At 36.3% G+C, this 20,636-nt stretch carries 21 protein-coding genes; 15 read left to right on the top strand and 6 right to left on the bottom strand.

The genetic code is table 11. The features are described 5' to 3' along the window. Both BLV50_RS27660 and BLV50_RS27655 read left to right on the top strand, forming a co-directional pair. Positions 1–222 carry a hypothetical protein gene (locus tag BLV50_RS27660; RefSeq protein ID WP_090811062.1) on the top strand — a complete coding sequence of 74 codons (222 nt, stop codon included), beginning with the start codon at positions 1–3 and terminating at the stop codon, positions 220–222. Positions 223–273: 51 nt separating this feature from the next. Next, positions 274–1,620: an FtsZ/tubulin family protein gene (locus BLV50_RS27655; RefSeq protein WP_090811060.1), complete on the top strand. Its 1,347-nt coding sequence runs from the start codon at positions 274–276 to the stop codon at positions 1,618–1,620. 51 nt (positions 1,621–1,671) lie between these two features. Here BLV50_RS27655 and BLV50_RS27650 read toward each other — a convergent pair whose 3' ends face one another. Together BLV50_RS27650 and BLV50_RS27645 are read right to left on the bottom strand one after the other, a co-directional pair. Then, positions 1,672–2,634 (bottom strand): hypothetical protein, encoded by a 963-nt coding sequence (locus BLV50_RS27650; RefSeq protein ID WP_090811058.1) that lies wholly within the window; start codon positions 2,632–2,634, stop codon positions 1,672–1,674. A 791-nt stretch (positions 2,635–3,425) separates the two neighbouring features. Beyond that, the gene (locus tag BLV50_RS27645) at positions 3,426–5,555 is read right to left on the bottom strand and encodes a DNA topoisomerase 3 (RefSeq protein ID WP_090811056.1); all 2,130 of its coding nucleotides are present in this window, start codon (positions 5,553–5,555) and stop codon (positions 3,426–3,428) included. Positions 5,556–5,698: 143 nt separating this feature from the next. On the opposite strand from BLV50_RS27645, the gene BLV50_RS27640 reads away from it, so the two are divergent. Further along, positions 5,699–6,358: a hypothetical protein gene (locus BLV50_RS27640; RefSeq protein ID WP_090811054.1), complete on the top strand. Its 660-nt coding sequence runs from the start codon at positions 5,699–5,701 to the stop codon at positions 6,356–6,358. Positions 6,359–6,516: 158 nt separating this feature from the next. Then, positions 6,517–7,353: a tyrosine-type recombinase/integrase gene (locus tag BLV50_RS27635; RefSeq protein WP_177031278.1), complete on the top strand. Its 837-nt coding sequence runs from the start codon at positions 6,517–6,519 to the stop codon at positions 7,351–7,353. 8 nt (positions 7,354–7,361) lie between these two features. Here BLV50_RS27635 and BLV50_RS27630 read toward each other — a convergent pair whose 3' ends face one another. After that, complete coding sequence (locus BLV50_RS27630; protein WP_090811050.1) at positions 7,362–7,979, bottom strand: hypothetical protein; 618 nt, start codon at positions 7,977–7,979, stop codon at positions 7,362–7,364. Positions 7,980–8,503: 524 nt separating this feature from the next. Between BLV50_RS27630 and BLV50_RS27625 the strand changes: the two genes are divergently transcribed. Beyond that, positions 8,504–8,980 (top strand): L,D-transpeptidase family protein, encoded by a 477-nt coding sequence (locus BLV50_RS27625; protein ID WP_079696825.1) that lies wholly within the window; start codon positions 8,504–8,506, stop codon positions 8,978–8,980. A gap of 34 nt (positions 8,981–9,014) precedes the next feature. Here BLV50_RS27625 and BLV50_RS27620 read toward each other — a convergent pair whose 3' ends face one another. After that, a complete protein-coding gene (locus BLV50_RS27620; RefSeq protein WP_079696826.1) occupies positions 9,015–9,833 on the bottom strand; it encodes a hypothetical protein in 819 nt (272 codons plus the stop codon). A 1,911-nt stretch (positions 9,834–11,744) separates the two neighbouring features. Here BLV50_RS27620 and BLV50_RS27615 point away from each other — a divergent pair. After that, the gene (locus BLV50_RS27615) at positions 11,745–12,077 is read left to right on the top strand and encodes a hypothetical protein (RefSeq protein ID WP_090811048.1); all 333 of its coding nucleotides are present in this window, start codon (positions 11,745–11,747) and stop codon (positions 12,075–12,077) included. Between the two features lie 559 nt (positions 12,078–12,636). Here the strand turns inward: BLV50_RS27615 and BLV50_RS27605 are convergent. Further along, a complete protein-coding gene (locus BLV50_RS27605; RefSeq protein ID WP_090811046.1) occupies positions 12,637–13,521 on the bottom strand; it encodes a coiled-coil domain-containing protein in 885 nt (294 codons plus the stop codon). Between the two features lie 563 nt (positions 13,522–14,084). Between BLV50_RS27605 and BLV50_RS33215 the strand changes: the two genes are divergently transcribed. The 4 genes from BLV50_RS33215 (at position 14,085) to BLV50_RS27580 (ending at position 16,751) form a co-directional block, all read left to right on the top strand. Further along, on the top strand, positions 14,085–14,297 hold the full coding sequence (locus BLV50_RS33215; RefSeq protein ID WP_079696830.1) for a hypothetical protein: 213 nt from the start codon (positions 14,085–14,087) through the stop codon (positions 14,295–14,297). Then, positions 14,285–14,740 carry a restriction endonuclease gene (locus BLV50_RS27595; protein WP_079696831.1) on the top strand — a complete coding sequence of 152 codons (456 nt, stop codon included), beginning with the start codon at positions 14,285–14,287 and terminating at the stop codon, positions 14,738–14,740. The genes BLV50_RS33215 and BLV50_RS27595 overlap by 13 nt, the downstream gene beginning before the upstream one ends. Beyond that, the gene (locus tag BLV50_RS27590; protein WP_090811040.1) at positions 14,700–14,963 is read left to right on the top strand and encodes a hypothetical protein; all 264 of its coding nucleotides are present in this window, start codon (positions 14,700–14,702) and stop codon (positions 14,961–14,963) included. The genes BLV50_RS27595 and BLV50_RS27590 overlap by 41 nt, the downstream gene beginning before the upstream one ends. A 798-nt stretch (positions 14,964–15,761) precedes the next feature. Further along, complete coding sequence (locus BLV50_RS27580) at positions 15,762–16,751, top strand: tyrosine-type recombinase/integrase (protein ID WP_079696834.1); 990 nt, start codon at positions 15,762–15,764, stop codon at positions 16,749–16,751. A 52-nt stretch (positions 16,752–16,803) separates the two neighbouring features. Here BLV50_RS27580 and BLV50_RS27575 read toward each other — a convergent pair whose 3' ends face one another. Further along, entirely contained in the window at positions 16,804–17,508 is a 705-nt protein-coding gene (locus BLV50_RS27575; RefSeq protein WP_079696835.1) for a helix-turn-helix transcriptional regulator, read from the bottom strand. 319 nt (positions 17,509–17,827) lie between these two features. On the opposite strand from BLV50_RS27575, the gene BLV50_RS27570 reads away from it, so the two are divergent. The 5 genes from BLV50_RS27570 (at position 17,828) to BLV50_RS27550 (ending at position 20,614) form a co-directional block, all read left to right on the top strand. Further along, positions 17,828–18,079, top strand: coding sequence for a helix-turn-helix transcriptional regulator (locus tag BLV50_RS27570; RefSeq protein WP_256338061.1), 252 nt, complete (start codon positions 17,828–17,830; stop codon positions 18,077–18,079). A 152-nt stretch (positions 18,080–18,231) separates the two neighbouring features. After that, positions 18,232–18,639, top strand: coding sequence for a hypothetical protein (locus BLV50_RS27565; RefSeq protein WP_079696836.1), 408 nt, complete (start codon positions 18,232–18,234; stop codon positions 18,637–18,639). Between the two features lie 35 nt (positions 18,640–18,674). Then, positions 18,675–19,391 carry a transcription termination/antitermination NusG family protein gene (locus tag BLV50_RS27560; protein WP_090811036.1) on the top strand — a complete coding sequence of 239 codons (717 nt, stop codon included), beginning with the start codon at positions 18,675–18,677 and terminating at the stop codon, positions 19,389–19,391. A gap of 206 nt (positions 19,392–19,597) precedes the next feature. Continuing rightward, the gene (locus tag BLV50_RS27555) at positions 19,598–20,065 is read left to right on the top strand and encodes a thioredoxin family protein (RefSeq protein ID WP_079696838.1); all 468 of its coding nucleotides are present in this window, start codon (positions 19,598–19,600) and stop codon (positions 20,063–20,065) included. Between the two features lie 57 nt (positions 20,066–20,122). Beyond that, complete coding sequence (locus tag BLV50_RS27550) at positions 20,123–20,614, top strand: metal-dependent hydrolase (protein ID WP_090811034.1); 492 nt, start codon at positions 20,123–20,125, stop codon at positions 20,612–20,614. The last annotated feature ends 22 nt before the right edge of the window (positions 20,615–20,636 follow it).

The following is a 20,636-nucleotide window of genomic DNA, read 5'->3' as shown; positions in this document are numbered from 1 at the left end:
ATGAAAATTAATGAGCAGCTCATTAATACTGGCTCTCCTAAACAGTTTGTTATCGGTCTAGGTGTTGGTGGCTGTAGGCTTGCTGCTGATTTTAGAGGACAACCTACTCATTTCCTCAGCACTTCTAAATCTGAATTACTTGAACATGTTGTATCAGTTCCTAGTGAAACAGAAATTGCAGATGTGATAAAGCATTTTGTCAGCAGAAATGCAACCGTATAGAACTGAATTTGTCTTAAATAAAAATTGAAGTAAGGAAGGGTTGAACTCGATATGAGCAAAATGGATTTAAATAATCTTGGATTTATGAGAAAAATGCTTTCTCCATTTGTATTTAGCGAGAGCATACAGGCTGAAATGGAAAGGCTCCCGAATCAAGTTATAATTGGATTAGGTCAGGGTGGCGGTAGAATGGCTGCTGAGTTATCTAGGTTCGGGCACCCTACATATTTATTCAACTCTTCCAAATCAGATTTAAATGAACATAAAAATTTGATTCCGGACGAAAGAAGAATTGAAACAAAATCTAAGCGACTTGTCGGCTTAGAGGGAACAGATAAAAATGCACGTCTCGGATTTGAGATTGCGAAGGAAAATATTGATTTATACAAAAAAGTTGCAGTTGAAGAGGCAGTTCAATTAGCAGATTTCGTATGGGTTACAGTGTCATTGGGTGGTGGTAGTGGTAACGGAGCTTTGAAAGTTATCATGGAGATTCTTTCAATGGTCCGTCAGAGAAAGAAATTACCGGGCGATAAGATACCACTTGGTGTTATATGCTCTCTCCCTTCATCAGACGAACGTGGTGTTGCCTTTAGAGACAATGCTTTAGCTGGTATCAATGTAATCCAGGATCTGATGTCTAAGGGGAAAATGGGCTCAGCCTTGGTGATTGATAATGAGAAACTGAAGGATTATTACGAAAATGAAGATCGTATGGCGGGTGTCGATGCACGTTCATATACTAACTTAGTAGTGGCATCCACGCTGTTTGACACATCTGCTCTTCCATTGCTTGAGGGTCGCTCAGTGTATGATAAAACTGAGTTGCTATCTACTTGGTCTACTCCAGGTTGGCTATCGATCTCGAAACGCTCAATCCCCCTCTCTGATGATGTGATTTATAAGGCCGAGATTGAGAATCTTTACAAGCGAAACGAAGTGCTGGCTAATTATAAACTTGAAAATGTTTTGACCGGCGCTATTGCCGTCATTCATCCAAGTAACCGTAAAATTTCTCCTCAGATTGCAGATGATATTTATAAAGACACGTCAGAGATTCTTGATACACGAGTCAATCACGCGATTGCGCGTAACGAGAGATTGCAAAATGAGATTCTTTTATACGGCCTTGCTGTGGTGGCGAATCCTCCTCTGCGAATCGAGGAATTAAAGGAAGAACGGGATCATTGGAAGGTGATTGAAGAAGAACAAAGATTGTCAAGGGAGCAATCCGCAGCATCATTAAGTGATTACAATGACTTTTTCTCCATTGATACTAACACTACTAATGAATCTAACTCTGGACTAATGACTTTCGAAGATCTAAATGAGAACAATGATGAAAACAAGACTGCAAAACTGTTTGATATTTCTGATCTAAAAGACTTGGATTTATAATTCAGAATAAAAAAACGACTCATCCATTGATGAGTCGTTTTTTTGATGTTTCTAATCAATTATCTCCCTAGAAGGTGCACTTTCTTGATTCGTTTGTGCGAATTCTTTCATGCCCTCTTCAACGTATTTTTGTATATACGCCTCTTTATCAGACTGGGATGAAAGAAGATTCTTGAAGACTCCCCTACTGTTCCAGGATTCTGTTGCTTCTAAACGTAGAATTCTTTTCACTTGCTGCTCTTTTAACTTCAGATCCATTTCAAGGGTTCGTGCTAAAATTTCATTTGATTTTTTAGTACTCTCATCTAATAGAACCTGTCTTTCCTTTAACTCATTGTGTTCTTCTAAAAGGTTTCTGAATTCGGTACCTATGAATTCGACGCTTTCTGTTATTTCGGTCTCGAATCTTTTCTCATTATATTCAACATACGCTATTATAGTATTCTTAAGTGCATCAAAGCTTTCAATATTGTGGATCTCGCCAGATTTAACCATTGAAACAATCGTTTCTGGGGCCATACGAGCTGATGACTTTATGGATAGACCAGTTGCCATCACTTTAATGTCCTTTTGCGAGTACTTATGACAATATCTTAAAATACTAACGATTTTAGCTCTAACAATTGCGTATACATCCCAAGTCCATGAATTACCTGTTTTCTGTATGTTCAAATAGTCAATTATGTTGTCTTCCCTTTTTGCATTTAGCCACCAACGTAATCTTGCATCATCTACCTGGTTCTCTCCAGTAGTTGTTTTCAAGTAATCATAGGATTGCAATATTACTGCTACATCTGCTGTAGCATATCTTGATGACTGATCCAATTTGAGTATATCAGCAGTTACTATTGGATACGAATCATGATTAACATATTTATATAAGATGTCGGACTCTTCTAGATATTTTTTGAGTTCTGCCTCAAGAGTGTTTGGTTTTAAAGCATCATCCATGTTGTTGGAGTCGCTTGTTTCGTGCTCTGAGTCAGCTGCGCTTCTTCCCGGTAATTCCTTCAAGTGAAACCCCTCCTACCCCATCAAGCTGGCTTAATAGCGCATGCAGACCGCATATGTAAGCTGTTGTTTACAATTTTATATCAAAGACTACGTCCACGTCTAGTTTATTGTTGTAATTCTACGAAAGATAATCCTCTACGAGAAATATCAATTGTGAGTCACTCGTAGACTATGTATAAACGTGTGTAGATGGAAATCTACGATAGTTTCGCGCTGGGTTAAAGTGAAAAACAGACTATAAAGTATGATGATTTGGAGCTTAACGCATCGTAGAAAAAGTCTACGAATGAATTATGTGATATAGATTAAATGTAGACTACGATCTTTTTTGGATCAGGTTAAGGTCTATGGTGTAATCCGCTCAAGAGTAAAATTGTATCTAGGTAATGTAGTTTTGTAGATTTTAATTCGATACTAATCTCAATATGAATCTACAACTACGAATAAATGTTTAACTTAGTTCTACGGTTTGTTCACACCTGATTATGTATTCAATAAAATTATCTACGATCATTTTTTTCGTGAAGTTACGTAGATATTTAACTACGGTTGATTGTTGACTCTGCGGGAAATATCAAGCGAAGATTATATTCTGTGTAGAATTTATATGGAATAGATGCATTTTTTGATGATAAAATCAATCTGAGATAAGATATTCGTTTGTAATGTAGATATATATCTACGTCTACAAGTATTTTATTGAATCTAATACAACGTTGTCTACGAATGAAAAAGCATGAAGGCTGTGAGACTAAAAAGAGACTCACATACCTTCATACACCATCTCAGCATCACTTCTTTGTTTTAACAAATTCTATTTTTAATCTACCGTTTTCAGAACCTTCGAGAATCAATTTAGCTTTGTAATTTCCTTTGCCTTTTGAACTTTTGAAATTTATAGCAGCAGTTTTCCCAACACTGAGTAGATCAAGAAGGTTTTTCAATGTTAGTTCTTTACCGAGTTGTATTTTGTTGATTCTAATCTGACATGAATTCCTGCATCTATAATAGGACTTGTCAGCGACGATGCTTTCTTCTTTACATTCTGGACATTTTCCAAGAGTGTTTATGAACTCTTCTTTAGTCGTGTTCTCCAGTGCTGAATCTTCTTTCACTTTTTGAACAATCTTTTGAGTGAACTTGACGACCAGTTCAGAAAAAGCGGTGCTAGAAGCTTGGCCTTTTGATATAAGGCCTAATCTTTGCTCCCAAAGAGCGGTCATCTCGGGACTGGCTAATACATGCAGATCCATCTTTCTAACTGCTTCAATTAAAGAGCTGCCTTTAGCGGTTGGTTTTAATTTCTTCGCATCTACGATGATGTATTCTTTTGATTTTAGGTTCTCTATAATGTCAGTTCTAGTTGCTGGCGTACCTAATTGAATATCACTCATTTCGTCTTTTAAATTTTCATTTTGAATTGATCTTCCTGCCCGTTTCATCCCATCGATTAGTGTACCTTCAGTATAGTGAGAAGGGGGAGTGGTTAGATTCTTTTTTACTTCAGAATCCATACAAAAGGCCAATTCTTCTGGATTAAATGCAAAATTGGTCCGTAGATCTGTATCTTCGATTGATTTATCCTTCTCTAGAAGTTCTTTCTCCTCATTGTAAATCGTCTTCCATCCTGGTGAGATGTTCTCTCTAATGTTCGTTTGAAAAATATGAGCATCTACAGTAGTAATGATTTTATGTGTTTTATATTTTGCAGGTGGATGGAAATGAGCTAAAAATCTTTTTACAATTAACAAATAGATCTTTTCTTGATCTGCAGTTAAGTCATTTGGTATTTTATCTGTTGGGAAAATAGCGTGGTGATCTTCAATCTTTTCCGGACGACAGATATTCTTGTTCGTTGAATTTACATATGCTTTATCACCAGTAGCGAACATAGCATACTTAGTGGTTTTAAATTGATCGAATATGTCATGCATGATTGACAAATTATCTTCAGCCACATAATTGGAGGTTGTACGAGGGTAGCTAATCGCTTCGAATTGTTCATAAAGCTGTTGAGCTATTTCCAATGTTTTCTTGGCTGTGAAGTTTAACTTCTTATTCGCTTCTGATTGCAGCAAACCTAAATCATAGAGTAGAGGAGGCTTATCCTCATTATTTTTAGCATCATAGTGTGTAATACGTCCAACCCTTCCTTTGATTGACTCGGAGATCTTTTGTGCTAGATTTCTGTCGATCATACGCTCGTTTGTTTGCAGTGTGCCGGTATAAGAAATAGATTCTTGTTGAAGTGTCGCTTTAACCGTGAAAAATGTTTCACTTTTAAAATTAGTGATTTGCTGGTGTCTGTCGTAGATCATTGCTAAAACAGGAGTCTGTACACGGCCAATGCTAATGACATTGTTATGTCCTCCAAATTTAGTTGAAAATGCCCTGGTACCATTCATACCAATTAACCAATCGGCTTCGCCTCTGCATCGAGCAGCTTTATAGAGGTTATCATAATCTTTTCCGTCTTTTAATTTGCTAAATCCTTCTCGGATAGCTTCCTTAGTAAGAGATGATATCCAAAGTCTTTTGAAGGGTTGTCTTAAATTTAGGTATTCATATATATACCGGAATATAGCCTCACCTTCTCGTGCTGCATCTGTACAATTAACAATCGATGTACACTCTTTAGCAAGTTCTTTAATTAGTCCAAGCTGCTTCTTTGATGATTCACTCGCTATCATTTTAAAAGAGTGGGGTACAATTGGGAGATCCGTAAGATTCCAAGTTTTGTATCGTGGGTCGTAAGCTTCAGGATTTGCCAGGCCAACCAAGTGGCCGAATGCCCATGTGATAATGTATTTATCACTTCTTAGATAGCCCTTGTCTTTTCTAAATCCTCCAAGAGCTTCTCCAATTTTACGGCCCATGTCTGGTTTCTCTGCAATGATCAGTATTATGATATCCAGCTCCAATCTTATTATTTGCTTTAGTAGTTGTGTATTCCGATATTAACATTATTGTATTACATGGTTTACATCTTTATTAAATGTAGTATCATTAAGTGAATATTTCAAGTGATTAGATGTTAATTTACTTATTGAGGAGATTGGGTTAAATGGATTCATTAAAAGCGGAGCTTGTGGAACATGCAGTGGAATATGCAGTAGATAAGAGAATGTATAAATTACAAAAGATCCAGAAAGTGATGTTATCTTTTTGCTATCGTAATATACAGGAACAGACGGAGTGTAATGACATAGAACGCAGAAAAGCTCAGAGGAAGCTCTGGACCCAAGCAATAATAATCATTAAGATGTACAGTCTAACGCTTGCAGATCTGATTGATGATATGGTATTAACTATTAATTGGATCAATCGTCAGCAACTAAGAATGCAGAGTGAAGAATACCTATTAAAAGAACAGGAATGGTTACATAAAAAGTTAAATCAATATTACGAAGATAGGACGCATGCAGGGGAAGCTCTCTTGAAAGTTGCATACTTGTTAAGATCATTAAAAATCAAATTAACTCGGTTAGAAATTATTAATACCCTATCTCTTAGTAAGATGGAATGGGATAAACATGTGCTAATATGTAAAGATAAAAAAGAAAATGAAAGAGATATTTTTAACGTTTTGATCTTATCATCTGTGGGTCCAAAACAGATGACTTATCAAATCATGGATGCTGCGATCCAGGGAGTGTTAGACAATAAACAAACACGATCTAAAGTTGTATGGAATGCTAACGCAATTTTCAAAGGCTTAATATAAATAGATATTTTTGAATATGACACAAGATTCCATTGAGTATGGGAATCTTGTGTTTTTTATTCTGTAAATTTGTTATTTTCTGTAGGCTTAGTACCACTCGATAATATGAATAGAATGTATTAAAATTAACTTAACAATAAATGAGGGGAGAGGGGGATATGACTTTTTATAAACAAAGTGAGTATTATGATTACATGTTTGACGTGAGAAAAAGAAGAGAAGCAACAATAAGTTCATATATGCTGGAGATTAGCTATTTTATGTCGTGGATTAACTCAAACTATCCGGACACTGATTATATGCAAATAAGTCGTGTGATGATTCTTGAATACATAGAGTCGGAAAAATTGAATGGGAAAGAGATTGGGACAATAGATAAGAAAATATCAATACTTAAATCATATTTCGATTTTCTATGGCACAATAATTTACTTGCTGGTTCAGATCCTGCTAGTAAAATTAAACGTTCAAAGAGAGAAGATAGAGGTAGTGATTCTGATGCGTTAAATGATGTTGATCAAAAGATACTAAATGAATGGTTACGAACAAAGCCTGTTACTAAAGTACAGAAAGCAGCTAGAGACCGCGCATTAACGGCAATGTGTTTGTATGGTGGACTAACAGCCCGTGAATTCCAGTATTTAAGATTATCGCATATAGAAACCATATCTGATCGTATGGTTGTTACAATAGAAGGTTTAGAGCGAAAAAGAGAAGTAATCATATATCTTGGAGACGCTAAACCAATTCTTGAGTACCTGTCCACGCGCCAAGAAGATGAACCGAACTTTTATCTTTTCCCATCAAGTAAAGGATCACCTTTATCTCAACGAGTAATTCAATTAATTTTTCAGAAGCTTAGTAGAGACATTGGAGTACATGTTTATCCCAGAATTCTGAGAAATACGTATGCAATGAACAAGTTTAAAGAAGGCTTCACTAGAGAGGATGTTTCTGCCTTATTAGGTATTGATCAATGGAAGCCTCCTGAATGAGTTTGGGATTAAGTTTGTTCTAACGACTTAATTATTTGTTCCATTACCTTTTTACTGTTTCCTCGTTCAACCTCGTGAACAAAATCTATAATTAGAATACTTATTAATTCTTCGAGAGTCATCTCGAATTTAGGAGAGATTTTGATTAGGTCATATAGAAATATCTCGCCTCGTTCTAAATACTTCCTGTGAAATGCGACTGTGATTTGTTTGGATTTTATTTTTATTGGTACCTTCTTTTCAACAAGTGCCCAATGATTCGGATTAACCTCCTCAAAAGACGTAATTATCTTATGTTCTTTCTCAGCCAGTTCTATTTTTTTGTTTAGGATTTTTTGGCCAAGTGTTGAGAACTTTGCAGTGCTTCTCACTTGGATTAAAAATTGTTGGTAAAGTAGAGCTATGAGATCTTCGATACTTAGCAGAATCGTGTGATCGGTTAGCTCCATCACATCATCAAGAAAAGAGTTCGCGCGTAATACTTCATAGTAAGGTAACAGGATATGTAATTCATTACGTGCGTATTTCTCGAATTTCGCTAAGAGGTATGAATGCAGACCTTTTTTGTTCTCAGCTAGTTCAAGTAACCCTTGGGATAGTAAATCAATTTTGCTTAGGGGTCTCATATTAAAATTCCTCCTCCTCCAAACATCTTATACTTTGATATCTATTATTTTTTTCGAAGATTATGTATGTTTTCAAAGAAATTGGGGAGAATATTGATACAGTTTACATAAAGGAGATTTTTATATGAAAAAAGAGGATGGTTTGAAAAGTACTGCTTTGAAATTTGCAATGCTGGCTAAAAAATCTTCAAAACAATTAGGAGTGCGTAAACCACTTAAACCTGTTAAATAAGGTGGTGTAAATATAGATGTAAGTTTCGGTTTATTGATTGTTTGAGTAGTGTGGGACTAGGTCTTGAAAAAGGCTTAGTCTTTTTTTATGAATATAGATGTTTTAAAGAGTTGTTTTTTTCGATGTTTAAGCCTATGTATAGAAAATTCGAGTTTTGGTTGTAATTTTGTGTTTAGAAACACCTTATAAGTGAGGCAGAGATGATACATAAACCCAAAGAATGTGGAGCCATTCGGGGTTTTAAAGACTCCATCATATTTGCTTAAAAAACTACTTATGGAGGCGTTTAACAATGGGTTATCACATTATTGCAAATTTTCCATCCAACAGAAATTACAAGGGTACACTAAAAGTTTACGACGATAGTGGTAAGTTGGTTTATGGGCCAAAAGATGCGCTAGGTCGAGGATCAAATCATGAGACAAATGGTGGGGATCATACCAACTGGAAGCTTCAGAATGCAGATATTCCTACAGGTGTGGCTAATACAATCATACATCCTGCGGGAGGATCCGTTTCATCTTATGGTCCACACAAACGCGTATGGTTAAATAAAGCGGTTAGTGGGAATTTCCTCACCGCAGAAAAAAATGGACGTAGCGAGATAATGATCCATGGCGGTGATCCGGCTACAGATACAGCCTTAACATGGTATCCACTGCGTCCGACTATGGGTTGCATTAGACTATCAAATGATGATCAAAAAGGTCTAATTGACGTACTCGTTAAAAACGGAAGTTCTGGGAAAATCACAATAAATGAAGTTTAAGTAAAAAGGGCGGGTATACTCCGCCCTTTTTATTTTACGGAGTTGGATATTTATCTAGCTTGAACCATTCTTTAAACTCGTTTTTGCTTATTTTTTTTACTGGTTTTACTTTTTTACTTTCCAGATTGTAGCGATATAGAATCCTATTATCTGCTGGGTATTCGCAAATATAGTCCAAGGTTCTTCCGTTTTTCTGCCAGAGAATAATTCCCGTACTGATATAATTTGTTGCTCTAGGAAGATATACAAAAGTATCATCTTTAGGGTTGTAAATGGCTAACGAACTTTTCTCTGTATCTCCGTAAGCAAAAGCAATTTGTTCTGATTTTGGAGACCAATTATAAGAAGTAACTGTTTCTATACCCTTTTTACCTGCTTTTAATAAACGATCATTTAAAATTGTTGTTTTACCCGTTTTAAGATCCATTAAGATTAGTGTGTTTCCTGAACTGCGATTTGCTTGTATAGCAAGCCAACTGTTTGATTCAGATGCTGAAACGCTACTAATATCCAGTAATTTGTCTTCATATTTATCAGTTTCTAAGGTGTACGTCTTTTCTCCCTGTATTATTACAATTGAATCAATTACGGTTTGTTCGAAAGTTGGGACATTTTCTCGCTCACTCGTGTTGGCAGTTAAAGATACATTCTTACCAGACCAAGAAATTTTAGTCGAGCTGACATTCTTTTTAAATTTACTCACGCTTTGATACGTGTTTTTATTGACTAATGTAGATTTGGCAGATATTTTGCTTACTTGTCTGTCCATTTGATTTGAAGCTGATGCCACCGATAGAGTACTAAAACTTCCTAAAATAATTGCAGTTGTTAATAAAACGGCTGTGTATTTCATTTGTTTACAACTCCTTAAGTTTGAGATGCGATTTTAGAGGGGAGTTCCCCATAATTGCTATCCGTATAATATAGACGAAGAAAAATGTAAAATGTTTCTTTTTTTATTTCTTTTTTAGTAATAACCTGGATAAATTTTCTTTAAACAATTTTTGCTGAGCTCATTAGGCGAAATTTAAACTAAGAAGGGGGATTCAATCTATGTATGTGAAATGCCCATTATGTCATAAGACGGTCGTAATTAAGAATAGTGGCAATGGAAGATGTTCTTGTGGAACTCACATTAGTGTTATAGATGATAGCAGATGTAAAAACTGAATAAAGAGTTGTGAGAGTGTTCAAAAAATAAATGCCTCAATTTGTTTAATCAATAATCGAGGTGATTGAACAATGGCGAATTTGAATTGACGTGCTAGAAAATAAGATTGGACTGGAACACGTTCTAGGCAGGTAAAAGCGGCCAGAGCCCGGGTTCGCCATCATATAATGGTAACCAACCTGGTACGTATGTGACTGCGGGTACCTTAGCTAATCTGAAGGTTTGGCAAACCTCGAATAAGATAACGGTGAGCGTCAACGTGCTCATTGTATCTCCGACGATTTTTTCAGTGGAAGCTTTGTTGGACGTCCATGTCCCCAACGGGTCGTACTGAGTAATGTCTGTTTGCCTGGGTGCGTCTATGAGACGCTAAGTTACCTGAGAGACGAAAAGAGCGGATGTACCAGCACGTGGGCATTATTCCTGCATAAGATGAAACACAGCCATGGACATATACGTTCTTAGTAAAGATAATTGTGCCTTATGGTTCAACGAATTCCCTTGAACAGTAGCAACCGTAAATGTAATCGTGGATTCTAGGACCATTATGACTGTGGATGCTTTAACAGATGTTGAAGTAACGACGGAACTATACTTCATCCGATTTGAAATTGGCGCAAAGCATGGGAGTTACGCTGGGCAGTGGTAAGCCGGTCTACTGCATCTGTTAAATGGGGTTTGGCAGTTTAGGAGCATAGTGGCTTCAACGCCTGGCTAAATAAGCGTCGTCGACACCGCCAACCGGATCAACGAATCTTGCTGAGCTTAAAGCGAATGTGTAGGCAAGGCTGCAGCGGACAAAGAATCACTATACTAACGGGGGTGACACATAGTAGTGTTGCGTGGAATAGCGCCTCCGTGAATCGGGACATAGCAAGCTTGGACTACCGTGCTACGACACCTGGGCTGTGTACGAATACCGGCACACTAACACCACCGAGTGGATCGACCTCCCCGTCAACTGTGTTAGTAAAAGTGAAAGTCAAATTGATTCACCAGTCACGTCACCTCCTTTTGATACTACACCAGCTGCATGCAACTACTGTGGTCCAGAGGGATGTCGGGTCGTAGTGAAAGATCAGACGGTTGTTATGACTAAGCCTGATTCCATTACGGATGTTTTTATCTCAACCTCTCAGAGACAGCAGTTCCCAGTATGCCGGTTCCGGAAATATTGGCGTCGGGAGGCCTGTTCTTTGTATGTAGTGAACAAACCGGTTACGAATCATCCCCGAGAAATTGCATGTTAATGATTCATATCAACCTCGCGAATGATCTATCAAATGTAAGGAAGTGTCACACGAATCGCCAAAAGCGTCACTTTATAGTCAGAAATCGTAATTTGATTAGCCAAAATCATACATTTCACAGCCAAAGTCGTTCCTTCACTGGATCGGCTTTTTTTATTGGAGGAATTGAAGTGATCAGCAGAAGACGGAAGAAGATACGCATTCGCCCCAACGAGCAGCCGGAGAAATGCATAGTTTGTGTATAGGGTCGCTTCGACGTGGTAAAACAGTTTTGCAGTAGACCTGTTTGTCCTAAAGAGTTAATATTTCCCTATTCAAATAAATAGAAGAGGGGATTATAAGAGTGGATTCCAAGGAGATACCAATTGAATCATTCAACAACATCTTATTAAAAAGCTTTGAATTTTTAGGTCTTATTCTGTTAGTGGTTATCATTGCGAGAGTAGTCTTCAATGTTAAGTCTGATTTTTTTAACAGAGGTCTGAGTGTGGTGAAATTTTTAGGTTATTTGTTATTAGCATGTGGTGCATACTTTGTAACTTACAGTGATGGCAGGCTTCATGCTGGGGTGCCCGAAGCTCTTTCCATATCGCAATGCTTTGTAGTTGTTCTGTCTATATTCGAGGCCCTTTCTAACTTTGTAGCTATATGGAAATATCCTAAAAATGATGGTTGAGTACAGCATCCTTCGGGGTGCTTTTTCTTTTGCTCTCATATGACAGAATATGAGACGTTCTGAGCTTCTTGACATGAGAACGTCCGTTTGTAGGTATGAACCTTGTAAGGAGCGGAGAACAGCATCTGAATGAGCGTACGCATGCATATGATGGTCACCCAAACGTTGAAACCAATTCAACAGAATTCAGGTGGATCTCGATGATTCAATTCATTCATCTCCATGGAAAGATGCGTCAGAGATCCCGGTATGGTCTCAAGGTGACATTGCAATATTGAAGAAAACGCGCTTACAAAGGAATATATGTTACGTACTTTGCTTCCGCGTGGAACATGACACGAGCTGAAGAGCAGTAATGATATTACGCATGAAAACAATGATGTCACTACAGGCCGATTTGAAATGAAGCTAACATTTATAGATTTGTAAGGTCATAAACTATTTCTAAAAAAAGCCCACATCTGGGAGCTTTTTTTAAGGTTGAGAATTAGGTAACCAGTATCGAAGGGGGATAGAGCGACTCATTTGTTCAGTCTTGAATTATATTTTTTAACAAAGATTAATTATCTTGTTTTAGATTCTGATCTTTAGGTTGGGATAATTCTAGAATTAACTTAGAAATAGTATTAGTATTTTGGGTATTTAATTCACTAATTTCCTGATTCATTTTTTCATGCCACTTAGCTTTTTCATCTAGGAGAACCTCTTTAGCTTTGGTTTCGATTTCTTTACTCAGTAATTCTAGCTCCCTTTTATGGTCCGCCTCCTTTTTAACAGCCTCCTCTTTTGCGAGTACTTGAAGACTCTCATATTTTTGGTTTGCCTGCTCTAACTCAGTATTCACAGTGTTAAACAACTGTAACTGCTTACTCATCTCTTCTTCATGGAGATTATTTATCTCATTAATTTTAAATCTCAATTCTTCTGCAACTTTTACAGCATCCTCTTGTTTATCAATAGTTTTCTTCAATTTTTGGTTTTCTACTGAAGTGAACTGATTCAATTCTTCTAACAGACGCAGTGATCTTTGGATCTGCTCTATGTTAGCAGTTAATTGATCGTTACTTTCCTGGACTAGAGCTAACTCTTCCTCTTTTTCATGGAGTTTCTTTTGAGTTAAAGATAGTTTATTCGCTAATTCCTCAAGCTTTTCTTCAATAAGAGACTTTTCTCTCTCTGTCTGTTCCTTAATGTCATCTACAGTGTCAGCGCCACGGTGATACATCCGAATTAAGATATGGTATATCACATTCATATGTTTTTCGAAATCCTTCAGATCATACTCAACTGCAGGATCTTTTTTGCGCATTTGGTGAACTGTTTCTAGTGACATTAAAGATTCTAACCAGTCATATGCATCCATCCCGGACGCGGCGATCCGATCATTAACAATATTTAGCGCATCCTGTGACATTCTAAACCCTTTTATTTTTTCCTCAGCCATTAAATTTTCCTCCAATTTTGTTAACATTAAAAAGCCTGAAAATAAAGGATGTTAACGTGTTAACATTTATAATTAAGTTAACTTTATCATGAATTCATGATAAATACTATGGAAAACAAACAACGATCCTAGCTTCCGATAAGTGTATCGTTATCGGAAGCTAGGATCTGCTATAGTATACATATTGAATATGCGAAAAAGAGGGAGGAGATGTAATGTATTTTTCCTACCATATTATTTAGCCGATGTTGAACAGATATACTCTATACGAAATTGTGTCTCAAAATTTAGCTCTCTTATGTATGATGACCATTAATTTTTTAAATATACCCTTTAGGCACAAGTTATTGATTACACATCTATTTCCATCACATTTCGATATAGAATTATTCAAATTGTCCTTATTTAAAAGCCATTAATCAGAAAAACGGAAGGTTAGCGAAATAATCACCTGAATTATAGTCACATGTATCTTAAAACTGCTAACCCTAAGTTAGTATTTTGAGTGTGCGTACAACAATCTTTATCAATTATACTTTGATGATACAATGGTAATAAAGAGCATGAAGAAAGAGGGATTAGATAACGTGAGCGTAAATGAACATTTGGAGTATGAGCTATTAGCAAAGGAAATCTACGATTCCCTTCATAGAGCTGAAGGAGTAGCTACAATTGATATTAAACATAATGTTAGACTTCTAGGGAATTCGGGTTGCAATCATCAAATCGATGTTTATTGGGAATTTGAAATGGTTGGGGAAGTATACATAGAGTAGCTGTTGAATGTAAAAATTATACTAATGAAATCTCTGTAGGGAGAATAAGAGATTTTTTTGGAGTTCTTCATGATTTGGGTAACAATACCAAAGGTATATTTGTGACTAAAGTTGGTTATCAAAGTGGTGCTAAGAAATTCGGTGACTATTATGGAATATCTTTGAAAGAGATGAGACCTCCAAATCACGAGGACTGGAATGGGAGAATTCGGAATATTGAAGGAGTTTTTAGTATGATAAAAGCGGACAATATCAGATGCGAGATAGAATTCGATGATAAATGGATTCTGAAACACTATAAACGTGAGGATTTCAATGCAGATATTTTACAAAAAAAAAGAGATCTGCGCCAACTTGTGATCGAAGATGCTAGAGGGAATATAATTAAAACATTCTCAAAATATGTACAGAGATTTACCTATATTTGGTCAGGAAGAACATAATAACCTGACACATGAGTTTGAATTTGAAGATGGTTACTCCGACGCACATGATGCAATACGACTAAAAATTCCAAAAATTCACTTTACTTATGATGTAATCACCCTTGCAAGAGATACGGTAGTTATTGAAGGAGATGAAATTGCAAAAGCGATTCTGAAAGATGTAACAACGGGAGATGTGAAATTCTTCGATAAGTTAGGTAATGTACGTAGAAGAGAATAGATGTTCCAGATCTATTCTCCTGATAAAATTATAGCTTTATGTATTATTTGTTTGAGTGAGTATGTAACAACGTTTACATTTCTGTTTTAGGAACACTTTCTTTCTACATCTTTTCATGTGACAAACACTATAATCGTATTTTCGTAATTCATCCATTGTTTTGTAGGGCATTGTTTTGTAAGGGACATGAAATAATGGCATTAGGTTTAACAGATAATTTTTACATTTAAAACAATACTGAGCTTCTTTGTTCAGTGAATGAAATTCTACGCCGCATGCTTCATTGCAACAGATACGATAATTTTTAAATTTCACATAGTCAACCTTCTTTAATCTCGTTAAAATATATTAATATCTTAACTTTACTGCTATTTGAAGTCTAGGTTTATCAGAGGAATATTTCAATTTTCCAGCTATTCTGGATTGTGATTAATCAATTATCAGTTAAGCTTACATTAGTAGATTGCAGGGGAGGATGGGATATTTGTTATCACAAGAAGATTTAAGAAAATTAATTGTTAGAGAATTAGATGAGAGAGATCGACACAACAAGCATGAGAATCTTAATCAGATGTATCGTTTCTCCAGGATCTTCTTTCCGATCATCTTAGTTATAGGATCTCTTCTATTTGTTTTGGTATACAGTGGGGTCTCATTGAGTGCTTCACACATTAAAGATATTCTGTTAACTAGGATTACCTATATCCTATCAATTATGTTTTTCATTTTTAGTTTTCTCGGAATATTATTAATATTATGGCTTCGTACTCAGTTAAAAGTGCTTAAGGGGAAATCGTTATGAAAAAAGTACGTGCTGTACTTCAAGAGGACAAGCCAAATGATGCTCTTGAAGTGAGGAAAGAAATTCTTATTAAAAATGGGAAAAGGCTTATCGGACTTTCTCATTCAAGTAACACGAACACTGCATACAGAAGCGACTGGGCTCAATTTGAAATATGGTGTTCTAAGCATGATTATACAAGTCTACCAGCAAGTGAAGAATGCATTGGAAGTTATATATCAGATTTAGTCTTACAGGAATATAAAGCAAATACGATCAAGCGTAAGATTAATGCTCTTCAATTTGCACACCAGGCTGCCGAGAAAGTATTACCTATTACACATTCCATTAAGCTGATGTTAGCTGGCACCCGAAAAGAATTAGGAACTAAACAGAATGGAAAAACCCCGCTCACTATCAAGATGTTAAAGCAAATGGTAGAAGCTACAAACACAATTGATAACAGCCTTAAAAGTTGCAGGGATAAAGCTTTGTTACTCATTGGTTTCTTGGGAGCATTCAGAAGAAGCGAGATTGTAAGTATTGATGTTGAGGATATAAAGATTGAGCCTGAAGGGTTAGTTGTTAACCTAAGAAGATCTAAGACAGACCAAGAGGGGGAGTCTGCGCTGATTGGACTACCAAAAAGTCGCGACGAGCGTACTTGTCCTATCATAGCATTCAAAAACTGGATAGAACTTTCTCAAATAAAGAGTGGACCTGTATTTCAAAGTGTAAATCGTCACGGACACTTAACTGGAAAGAGGCTCTCTGATCGAGCAATTGCAAATGTAGTTAAAGAATACGTGGAATTATGTGGTTATGATTCGGTAAACTTTTCTGGTCATAGCTTAAGAGCTGGTTTTGTTACTGAAGCAGCAAGAGCGGGCGCGAATGAAAGATCAATTGCAAATCAGAGTCGTCATAAATCAATGAAAACACTAAGACGATATATCCGGATGGGGAATGTATTTACTGAGAATGCCGCGAATGATCTTGGACTTTGAGCAGTATAGAATCACAAAAAAAAGCGAGTTCCAATTGGAACTCGCTTTCTTGTTATTTTTCTTCCATTTGACGTTGTGATGCATCTGAAAAAATAACTTTTACGGCTGCAATAATTTTACCTTTGTCCTCTTTAGAAAGAGGCTTTCCGTATAGTTGTACACCAGCTCCATTGATGAAGGAGAGCAATTCGTTGAGTTCCGGAGTGTCAGGGTGGAATCCTTTTTTGTCTGCCGCATAACCTGCAAGATAATCTGGCGTAACCTTCAGTGCTGCTGCAAGGCTATAAATATCTTCTATTGAAGCTTTAGCGGTGCCTTCAAGTATTTCAGTGATCTGCTCCATTGAAATCTCTGTTTTCTTAGCCAACTTCAGAATACTAATTGAATTCTCTTCGATCAGTTGCTCTAGTCGACTTATGAAGATAACATTTCGTTCCTCGTCTGAGATTTCGGGCTGAGCTTTTTTAACAATGCCGGCTTTCTCAAGCAGAGTTTCATAGGGGATTTCATAACCCCTAGCAAATTTTTGAAGTTTATCTGTTTGAATAATGATTTCTTTTTGTGAGCGCGGATCAATACCGTTTTCAACGTTTTTGATATAAGAGTGACTAATATCAGTTACGTCCGATGCCTGTCGGTAAGAGTATCCTTTATCTTCTCTTATTTTTCTCAAGTACCGTCCTAATACTATGGGTGCTGAAAGGAGTGCAGGGTGATCCTGATCTATAGTTGTTGTTGAGTTCTTATCTTTAGTCATTTTTATTTCCACCTTTCTTATTCTCAATCAAAGGTTCAAACATTATATACACATCTAAGGAAGTTCAATAGAGAGTCCAATTGAACAAAATTTGATGATCGCCATGGTTCTAATAATATTCCCTAACTGCTTTTGTGTAAACGAATGTAAAACTTAATATACATTTATTAAAATAAGTGTAATTCATGATTGACACTCTTGGTGTACATTCTGTAATATAAGCATTGAAAGTTGTTTTGAAATTCTCCCGTCTACCAAACGGGTTTTTGTTTCTTACATAAATTTAATTAGTTTTGGTTCTGAAAGGAGATTGTAACGATTGACAGTTTTAAATAGAGCCTTGCCTGAAGTTAATCCGTCAATTCAAGTTATTGTTAAAAGTAATCTTCGTTCTTTTCGAAAAAAGAACGGTGAAACGCAAGATGAATTAGCAAGAGCTATAGGAGTTACTCGTCAAACAATCCTCAAAATTGAGAAGAATAGACAAGTTCCTGTTTTTATCTTGGCTGCATTACTGGCGAATCACTACAATGCAACAATTGAAGAGATCTTTGAATGTTCATTCAATTGATTTTTGTATTTCTTGGAATACGAAAATGTATACCGTCGATTACATTTTAGCATAAAAGTGATTTTTAGAATAGCATTATCGAAAAAAAATCAGTCTCTAAGCTTAAGTATTTTTTTAGTTTTCACTAAGTGAGATGGTAAAGGGTGAGTGCGTTGAAAACATCTATTGAGCTATTGGCAAGTTATCAGGGTAATCGAAGTCAGGTTCTAAAAGATAAACGGATTCAACAGGAAATAAGTCTCGCTGATTATTTAAGTGATGAAGAAAGAGAAGATCTTTTGCACACTCGTAACATGAGCAGGATCGTTTCTCATTGTAATTTTGCAATCCAAACGATTGGTTACCCGATCGGGGAAAAGGTTGATGATAAGCACCTTTCAATTTTAAGTGAGATTGAAGTCGCAATCATTAAACAGAGGTTAGAAGAAGGATCGGGCTTTGATGAGATTGGTAAGGTGTATGGATACTCTCCAGCTGTAACGAAAGATATTTTCAGTAAAGCACTTCGTAAGCTCACAAAGCATATTCGTGATAACACTGTCGGAAATGAGAAGGAATAAATTTATTTAAATCATTTTTATCGGGAGGAATAACCATGTGGTATGCATTACAAGTGAGAAACGGATTTGAATTAGAAATAGCGGATCGATTAAATCAGTACGCTGCTGTAAAAAATCTTCATTCATTGATCAAAGGGATCTTCGCGGGGGTAAAGAAAGTCGTTAAAATGACTCCAAAGGGCAGAAAACTAAATATAGACTCGGTTCTTACAGGTTATATTTTTGTGAAACTCGATGAACTCACAGCCGAACTCTGGCACTTCTTCAAAGGACTGCCTGGAGTTTATAAGGTGCTTGATTCGTCTCCTATATCTTCAGAAGAAATTGAAAAATTACATAGTCAGTGCAAAGGTGAAGTTGAAGTTAAAATTGATGAAAACAGCGAGATTAATAAAGCTGCCGAAGAAGTTTGTGAGGGAACACCTTCTAATGAAGAAAAACCCAAAGTGACTGAACTGGTAAGTACTGAATCCCAAACTGAAGTTAAACAAACTTCTTGTAACAAAGATAATACAAACGTTCTTACTCATTGCTATGAGGTCATTCGTAAAGGGGCAAATAGCATGCTTCGTGTGCCAATCGATATCTATCGTCGGGCTATGGAGTATGATGATAGGCTTAAGGACAGCAGAAACGAAAGAGATCTAAAATTCATTCTACAAGCATTAAAAACTTATGCCACTGATGTTCTGCTTGTTAAGAAGAGGTATGACAAGAAGAGTATTAAACAACAGAATTTCTACTCATCCTGAAAATTATAGACATAAGGTTACTTAATAATGTATGAGAAGCGTCATAGGTTGTTCAAATTCATTCTTTAGTAATTTCTATACTACTGTTATGGATTCGCAATTATTTAGGTGTATAGATGTTGGAAAGCTATTCTTCGAAGATTAGATTGTGTATCAATGATTGATCGGCATAATGACTAAAAGTCAAAAGAAATGGAGTGGAGTAATTGAAAACGAGTAGGATTTGGAAGGTTTATTTACCGTTGATTTTTTTAGGGGCGCTAATTGTAATCATTGTAGGCATTGTGGCTAAACCGGGTGGCTCTATTATGGAGAATATAGCGCCTGATGTGAATAATAATTTAGCCAAGAATGTAATTAATATCGTTGATGCAAGTGCATACGATAAGCAGAAGGATAAAGACTACTTAGTATATTTTTATTCTGATGATTGCCACGTTTGTAATTCTTACAAGCCTTTGTTAGATAAATATGTTACTAAAGGATCTGCTCTTACGGTGTATGCAGTAGACGTACTTGATCCGGACGCCAAAAGTGTATTAAAGAATCTACATGTGAATGAAACTCCAACTTTAATAAGAATTACTAAGGGAATTGAATCATGGAGAGCACTTGGCGACCTACCTATAGAGTTATTACCTCACAAATCAACCTCAAGCCATGAAAAGCTTTAAGTTCTCTTATTAAGAGAAATGTTCAAATTTTATTAATCAATTGAAGGGGGCACTGTAGTGTACGCTAAAACTCACATGATTGCTGGAGGGATTGTAGGCTATTTAATATCTCCTACATGGGTAGGCGTCCTGGGAGGAGCCGTTTCTTCGTTGCTCTCTGATATAGATGAACCTAAAAGTTTTATCGGTAGAAAGACACTGCTACTATCAGTCCCTCTGAATTGGGCTATTGAACACCGTACAGTAACACATTCTTTGTTGTTTGCGTTTGTTTCAGCTTTCATTTTTTTTGCAGTAACTGTTCTGACACCGCTATACATGCTGGGATACGTTATCCTCGGTGGAATTATCTCACACATAGTAGGTGACATGTTAACAGGCAGGGTGATGCTTTTTTGGCCTATGAAAAAGAAGATCGGAATTAAAATGCCCTTTTGGATATATCGTATAGTCGATATGTTAATTCGACTTGGTTTAATCTACTTAGTCATCCATCAATTGGTTTTCGGTAATGTTTTTAAAAACTTACTATCTAATAGTATTTTGTAATATAAATTATTATCCGGAAGGA

The sequence above is a fragment of the Paenibacillus sp. 276b genome, from assembly GCF_900107875.1.
Lineage (GTDB): Bacteria > Bacillota > Bacilli > Paenibacillales > Paenibacillaceae > Paenibacillus > Paenibacillus marchantiae.
Note: the sequence above shows the minus strand (reverse complement) of the source record. Positions and strands in the feature narration are given on the sequence as shown.

Excerpts from the sequence above, each read along its gene's own strand:
- BLV50_RS27605 (WP_090811046.1), bottom strand. The coding sequence starts at position 13,521 with ATGGCTGAGGAAAAAATAAAAGGGTTTAGAATGTCACAGGATGCGCTA.
- BLV50_RS33215 (WP_079696830.1), top strand. The coding sequence starts at position 14,085 with ATGAAGAAAGAGGGATTAGATAACGTGAGCGTAAATGAACATTTGGAG.
- BLV50_RS27590 (WP_090811040.1), top strand. The coding sequence starts at position 14,700 with ATGTACAGAGATTTACCTATATTTGGTCAGGAAGAACATAATAACCTG.
- BLV50_RS27655 (WP_090811060.1), top strand. The coding sequence starts at position 274 with ATGAGCAAAATGGATTTAAATAATCTTGGATTTATGAGAAAAATGCTT.
- BLV50_RS27660 (WP_090811062.1), top strand. The coding sequence starts at position 1 with ATGAAAATTAATGAGCAGCTCATTAATACTGGCTCTCCTAAACAGTTT.
- BLV50_RS27560 (WP_090811036.1), top strand. The coding sequence starts at position 18,675 with ATGTGGTATGCATTACAAGTGAGAAACGGATTTGAATTAGAAATAGCG.
- BLV50_RS27575 (WP_079696835.1), bottom strand. The coding sequence starts at position 17,508 with ATGACTAAAGATAAGAACTCAACAACAACTATAGATCAGGATCACCCT.
- BLV50_RS27640 (WP_090811054.1), top strand. The coding sequence starts at position 5,699 with ATGGATTCATTAAAAGCGGAGCTTGTGGAACATGCAGTGGAATATGCA.
- BLV50_RS27630 (WP_090811050.1), bottom strand. The coding sequence starts at position 7,979 with ATGAGACCCCTAAGCAAAATTGATTTACTATCCCAAGGGTTACTTGAA.
- BLV50_RS27625 (WP_079696825.1), top strand. The coding sequence starts at position 8,504 with ATGGGTTATCACATTATTGCAAATTTTCCATCCAACAGAAATTACAAG.
- BLV50_RS27635 (WP_177031278.1), top strand. The coding sequence starts at position 6,517 with ATGACTTTTTATAAACAAAGTGAGTATTATGATTACATGTTTGACGTG.
- BLV50_RS27580 (WP_079696834.1), top strand. The coding sequence starts at position 15,762 with ATGAAAAAAGTACGTGCTGTACTTCAAGAGGACAAGCCAAATGATGCT.
- BLV50_RS27620 (WP_079696826.1), bottom strand. The coding sequence starts at position 9,833 with ATGAAATACACAGCCGTTTTATTAACAACTGCAATTATTTTAGGAAGT.